5 protein-coding genes and 4 pseudogenes are annotated in these 6,048 nt (G+C 59.9%); 1 reads left to right on the forward strand and 8 read right to left on the reverse strand.

From position 1 onward, the window contains the following. From PQR02_RS39330 to PQR02_RS39360, 8 genes and pseudogenes are all read right to left on the reverse strand, one after another. A partial coding sequence (locus PQR02_RS39330) for an OpgC domain-containing protein (RefSeq protein WP_408243213.1) occupies positions 1–1,154 on the reverse strand: 1,154 nt, incomplete at its 3' end. A gap of 149 nt (positions 1,155–1,303) precedes the next feature. After that, positions 1,304–1,429 carry a hypothetical protein gene (locus PQR02_RS39335; RefSeq protein WP_408243214.1) on the reverse strand — a complete coding sequence of 42 codons (126 nt, stop codon included), beginning with the start codon at positions 1,427–1,429 and terminating at the stop codon, positions 1,304–1,306. A gap of 141 nt (positions 1,430–1,570) precedes the next feature. Then, positions 1,571–1,648 (reverse strand): annotated as a pseudogene (locus PQR02_RS41080) (IS6 family transposase); the annotation flags it as partial. Positions 1,649–1,772: 124 nt separating this feature from the next. After that, a pseudogene (locus PQR02_RS39340) lies at positions 1,773–2,461 on the reverse strand (IS6 family transposase); the annotation flags it as partial. A gap of 49 nt (positions 2,462–2,510) precedes the next feature. Beyond that, positions 2,511–2,825: a DUF4148 domain-containing protein gene (locus PQR02_RS39345; protein WP_408243215.1), complete on the reverse strand. Its 315-nt coding sequence runs from the start codon at positions 2,823–2,825 to the stop codon at positions 2,511–2,513. 1,810 nt (positions 2,826–4,635) lie between these two features. Then, positions 4,636–5,007: a type II toxin-antitoxin system VapC family toxin gene (locus PQR02_RS39350; protein ID WP_408243216.1), complete on the reverse strand. Its 372-nt coding sequence runs from the start codon at positions 5,005–5,007 to the stop codon at positions 4,636–4,638. Then, complete coding sequence (locus PQR02_RS39355; protein WP_408243217.1) at positions 5,004–5,201, reverse strand: type II toxin-antitoxin system VapB family antitoxin; 198 nt, start codon at positions 5,199–5,201, stop codon at positions 5,004–5,006. Before PQR02_RS39355 ends, PQR02_RS39350 begins: the two co-directional genes overlap by 4 nt. Before the next feature lie 121 nt (positions 5,202–5,322). Next, a pseudogene (locus PQR02_RS39360) lies at positions 5,323–5,503 on the reverse strand (DUF1016 N-terminal domain-containing protein); the annotation flags it as partial. Positions 5,504–5,649: 146 nt separating this feature from the next. Between PQR02_RS39360 and PQR02_RS39365 the strand changes: the two are divergent. Further along, positions 5,650–5,955: pseudogene (locus PQR02_RS39365) on the forward strand (PDDEXK nuclease domain-containing protein); the annotation flags it as partial. Positions 5,956–6,048: the final 93 nt, after the last annotated feature.

A 6,048-nucleotide genomic window follows, 5' to 3' on the forward strand; every position in this document is an offset into this window, starting at 1 on the left:
CTAGGTATCTGCGTTTCTGCGGCGGCTCGGCATCCGTATTGTCCATTTCTGTCTTGCCGCCGCGCTGTCGGCCGATTGGATTTGAGCTTGGCCGCAGCGATGGCGACGCCGAGCACCGCCGCGATCGTCAGCAAGTCGGCCGACAGCGCCGCAGCAACCGCTTGCGTGCGTGTATGAAAGGCGGGCACTGCGACCCGCAGCGCGGTGTCGGCAACGATCGAAATGAGCGTTCCCCAGACAAAACAGGTCAGTCCCTGGCGACCGACCGTAACCACTGGCGGTAGCGCTGCGGCCAGCCGGTCGATCCACCCGAGCCGGCTCATCTGCGCGACCAGCCAGGCGATCGCGACGAAGTTGATGACTCTCAGGGAACTCAGGTGCTGTTTCAGATAGCCGAGTTCCGGCTGGCTCTCAATCATCAACTTGTAAGCGGCGAAAGCCAGCGCAACGGCGAGCGCAATCCAGGTCAGCCGTAGTCCGGCGCGCGAAGTCTGGAACACGGCGGACACCGGATGCAGCCGGCACAGCATGCCAAGCATAAACATCAATTGCCACGCGAACGGATCGAATGACCAGCCGATAGGGTCGGCGCTCGGCAGCAGATGCGCAAGCGGGGGTGCGCACAGCCACAACGCCAGGCTCGCCAGCAGGGCGGTAGCCGGCCGGCGACGAACAACCGGCGTCACCAGCGGCACGCACAGTGCGAACCCGATATACATCGGCAGCACTGCAGCCAGATCAGGCTGGCGCCGTAGCGTGGCGATATCGAGTAGCGTCTGGAACGGCCGGACCAAAAACCGTGGCGCATCGGTATAGGTCAGTATGGCGGTGTGGATGTGCAGCGCGAGCATCGCCAGGCCGCAAAGCAGCATTAGAGCGGCCGTCAGGAGATAGCCACGATAAATTTCCCAACTGCGTTTAAGGAAGCGGCGATGCGCGTGCGCTGTGCCACCGCTCGCTGACATCGCGCAATAAGCGGCGGCGCTCGCATAGCCGCCGAGAAAGACGAAGACCTCGGCCGCGTCGCAAAATGCATAGGTATGCAGTGTCAGATGCGAGAGCGCACTGTGCGAGACGTGGTCGAGTGTAATCACGATCAGCGCCAGGCCGCGCAGGAAATCGACGCTCGTTGAACGAGCGGGATTTCGACTCATGGTGAAACTCCGCTTGATGCTGTGTGGACGTGACGGTTGAGGCCGCGGAGATTGAGCCGGGCCGGCCGAGCAGCCGCCAAGGGTGTTCACGAATCGGCTTCGTGTCGGGCTTTGTCGTTTCCGAACCCTATCTCACCGCCTGAGCCGCGTCAGTCGGCGCAGTCCTCTTTGATCGGGCAGGGATAGGCTTCGGGCCTGAAGGCTTGCCACTCGGGAATCACAGGTGCCCAATCGTCGAGGGCGGAAAAGTCTTCGATGTGTGTGGATTCGTTCATGATGATTTTCCAGTGTGTGCGATCGGGCCAACCGCGGGTATTACGGGCGGCCAAAGTCAATCTGATAGCGTTGAAAACAACTCTAGGCGGCGCTGTCAACTTGCCAAACTTCGTCGATGAAGATGCATGAGGGACTGCGGCTTAGAAAGAATTCGACAGAGTTTGGGCGACGTTGGTAAATTCACGCCATGCGACGAACCGGGCCGCGAGGTGTTTGCGGTGCAGAAGTGATCCGCTAGTGCGCCTGAACGGCTCCCTGCGTCAAGAGAATTTTGACGGGGCTGCACCCACCCCGCCCAAATTCGGAATCCCCCTGAAGGGGGAGGTTTTAACCGGTACTGCCTTTGATAAAGAGAAGCACGCATCAGATGTCGTTTCAGTGCGAAGTGCTGCGCGGATCGGACCGAAGCTCGACAGGAAGGCCTGCGTGCGCTTCGGGTCGCGAAAGCCACGCACGCCCCGAAGGAAGTCCCCTTGGGGGATGCGCCGCTCGCGCCCCCGCGTGGGCTGATGGCTGTTCTCCGCACGGTTGTTGACACGAGCCGCAGCCTTGACGAACACGTGTCTCACGTTGACCAACTCCGGAATGTCGGCTTTCGCTGCCGGATAGCTGCGCAATTGATCCGTGACGATCTTGCGTGGCACCGGGTTGCAGCGCAGCAAACGCTTGAAGAATCGTTTGGCGGCGGTCTTGTCGCGCCGCTGTTGCAGCAAGAAGTCGAACTCGACGCCGTGCTCGTCGACTGCACGCCAAAGCAGGTACGGTTCGCCACGCAGGGTGACGAACATTTCGTCGAGGTGCCACGTGCTACCCGGCTTGCGGCGTGCCGCTTTCACCCGATGGGCGAAGCCCGCGCCGAATTTCTCGCACCAGCGGCGAATCGTCTCGTAGCTGACCGTCACGCGGCGCTCGAACAACAACTCTTCGATGTCGCGCAGGCTGAGCTGGAACCGGAAGTACCACCGCACCGCATGGCTGATGACCGTCGCTGGGAACCGGTGGCCGTGATAAAGCGATTTCGTCTTCGCAATCCCACTATGTTACGCGAACACCTCCGCTAACGTGACAGCGCCCGCGCGTTCAATGGTGAGCGTAGATCGGATCCGCGTCGTTCGATGCGAGCAGCGCGCCGGCCTGCGAAGCGCCCGTCGTCACGCCGCCAAGTGACGACGCCTCGGGCGTTTGGCTGTGCGCCGCGATCTTCGCCTCGGCCGTCTGAAGGTCGGCGGGATAGTACGGATCGGTCGCTGCTGGACGATATCCAGCTTGTTCGACCAGGACAAGATCGGCTTGCACCTGGGCGCGGGTCACCGGCGCATTGGCGGTTTGGGCAAACGCGAATGCAGGCGCACTCAGCGCGCAGGCAATCAGTACGGCCTTGATCAGTGCTTTCATGATGGTTCCCCTTCGAGAGCGTAGTGGCCGCATTCACCATGAACGAGACCTCGAGCCTCTCCATCGGCGTCGATGAAGAGTTGCCTTCATTCTCGGCTGCGGCGCCTGTCCCGATGCTGACCCGCCCGTTACAAGATCGTTATCATTTCCGGCCGCGGGGCGCCCCTGCTGCCACTAGCGACCGTCGCGCCGACTTATAATTTGCCGGTCAGTCACGCGATTACGCACCATACGGCTCTGTCATGCATGGACGCCCCCGGTTTGCCAAGCTTCACGTTGCGATGGTTCAAAGGTCTTGATTGCAGCCATGCATCCGGACTTCAGTGCCGAGCGCAGGCCGGTGCTGTCCCTGATGGAATATGCTGACGAGGTCCCGATCAAGTTGGCGAGCTTGGTGCTCTTTGACAGAGTTGGGTTTGACTCGTCACGGTCTGACCTATCTTGCCATCACGTCATGATTGCCCAGGCAATCGGTGGAAGTGTCCTTCTCTTTGCTACGAACTTGATGCTGTTTGGGGCTACATATTTGGCATCGCGGATTCATGGTCGCGCCGATACGTTCGGTCGTGAGCCAGCAGAGCCCACACGATCCGCGCGTTTTTGTTGGCCAGCGCGCACCCAAAGAGTCAGCTGATAGCAACAGGACAGGTCAACCAGATAATACGCCTGTACCGCGAGCAGGGCGGCGACGTATTGTCGCGAATACGCCGCGCGGGAGTGATTGCTCGACGCGCGTCCCTATTGTGGCTTCACCAGTGGGGCGCGAGAAGGACGTCGATGCGCGACGCGACGTGCGAGGCGCCAGCGTCACGGGGGCGCGCGGCGCGAGCGATTACTCATTTCTGTGCATAGTAAAATATAATTGACGTCGCAACAAATACCCAACATAAGCCCCATGAAATACCCCCTTTTTTCGAGCCTCAGAGACCATGGCGGCCAAACTGCCGCCTCGGGCGCAAAAGCCTGACCAAGAGCGCATGCGCGCTGCGTTCTGGACCAAGCCGTTGACCCGGTGCGCGCCGGCGAAGCCCTGACCAGAGATCCTCGCAGCCAGCGGCCTGGTCGCGCCCTATCGCTAGCACCCTGCCGGGGGCACCCTCCCGGGTTGTGCCGGGTGCGTGGACTGTCTTACAAATAGTTGATCCATCATTTAAGAACGCTTCGGAATTAAATCAATAAAATTACGGTCAGTAAGGTTTTGGGCGAAAGTCCGGACATCGAGATGACTGAAGCAGTGAGGAAGGAGGGTGGCTGGGATCCGCTGGCTGCCATCGCCAGCGAGGAGTTGGAATCCGCTCCTTCGCGGAGTCGGGAAAGATTACTACAGACGTCCGGCTCGTTCGGATTTCCAGTGTCGAGCGGGCTCTTGAGCGAGCCTACGATTTTGGCCTGTTGATGGGGCACACCGTAAGTCGGGCCGAACACCCGAACACGAAGCGCTCCAAGCTGAGGTGTCGCTCGGAACAGGATTGGGTGCGTGCCGCGGCGAAAGACATTATTCGACTGCGATAGCGGCCTTTTCCACCGGCTTGGTGCTGCAGACGATCATAAGTGACGCGCAAACGCTCGCAGGCCGGATCAACGCAGCGGGTGATCAGTAGGACTGGTTGGGCCAGGACGTCAACGCGCAGCTTTCGGAGGCGACCTCTCAGGCCCATACCTACACCGCGGGGTTCTGATGGGATGGAATCGCTGACTTCACGGGCCTGCTTCATGGTCGTCTGCCGATAGCTGTCGCCCGGAATCTCTCCCGCTAACGCGATAGCGTCGCCGGTCGCGGACCCGTCCATCACTTTTCCGTTTTCGCTGTCTAGTGCTCCAGAACCGCGCTCAGCGCAAGCTCGTCGGCAATTTTTTTCAATCGCTTGTCCCGCGTCCAGATCGTCACGCCAGGCTGGAGCTTCGCGGATGCGAGCAACGAGGTATCGACGTAGCCGATCCCACGGCTAAACAACTGCTGTCGCTCAACCAGAAATAAAACTTCGTCTGGTGTAGCCACGGGCACGCGAGGCAGATCGTTCAGAGCACGAAGCACGGTAGGGCGGTTGCGCAAACTGCCCAGCGATATTTCGCCTATCACATATGGATGGATCCGGACACGGTCATTGAGCAGCAGCTCGACCAGAATCGGCTCCGATTGCCCGATGTGATCGATCCACACAGACGTGTCCACGAGGATCATTCAACCTCCTGCCGACGGCGCGGCGCAGAAGTGATACCGGGTTGGCTGCCGCCCAACGCGACGAGCCTGCGCGCGGCTTCACGTTCAATAAGTGCTTTCAACGCTTCGCGGACAAGAGCCGACTTCTCGCTCAAGCCGGTATAGTCCTGCGCCCGGGAGACCAGATCATCGTCCAACGCGATTGTGGTTCGCATAGCAGCCTCCGTTTATCAATGGCACGATTATAGCATCATTTGATGCGTAAATTTGTGCCTACCAACCATCGCACGGACGGCGCGCGCGTCTGTCGCCGGTGTGGCCGTGCGGCAGCTTCGCTGGATCCTTGACCTTGTCCAGCAGGGTACAGAGATGGAACCAGGGCAATGGTGCAGCAGGCTGCTGCACAAATTCCGCGTCCGGCCAGGCTTGCGCCGGCGAGCGCATAAATTTCAGGTTGCGCGGGGAAAAACCCCGCACGTCGGGAAACGCTGCTTTTCAGATCCCGGGCAAGCTGGTCATCGCGTCCCGGGCGAGATCGGACTGTTGCGGGGCTAAGGTTTCCCTGAAATTCGTCACTGCGCTGCCGGCTCTCGCGTATCGGCCGCGGTCTCGATCTGCATCGTCAGCACTTGCCGCAACCAGCCGTGTTCAAGCGCCTTACCGCGCTGCTATGTGGTCGTTGAACTGAAAGCGACCCCGTTCCGCCCAGAGTATGCAGGCCAGCTTAACTTTTACCTTTCTGCGATCGATGCGCAGGTCAAGGCGCTCGATGATTAACCCACAATCGGGTTGCTCCTGTGCAAGGGAAAGAACCGGCTGGTCGCGGAATATGCGCTGCGAGGCGTCGCCAAACCGATGGGCGTTGCGGAGTATCAGTTGCTTCGACAGGTGCCCGAATCCCTGGAAACAACGCTGCCGTCAATCGACCAGATCGAAGCAGAGCTGCGGCCAGATCTGCCGGACGCCTGATACGAAGCGCACCGGGAGGTGCGCGAGTCAGCGAATATCCTCAGACTCAGTCAAATCTAATTTGACATAATTAACATTATCACCTAATAAAAA

It is taken from the genome of Paraburkholderia sediminicola (assembly GCF_046026895.1).
GTDB lineage: Bacteria > Pseudomonadota > Gammaproteobacteria > Burkholderiales > Burkholderiaceae > Paraburkholderia > Paraburkholderia sediminicola_C.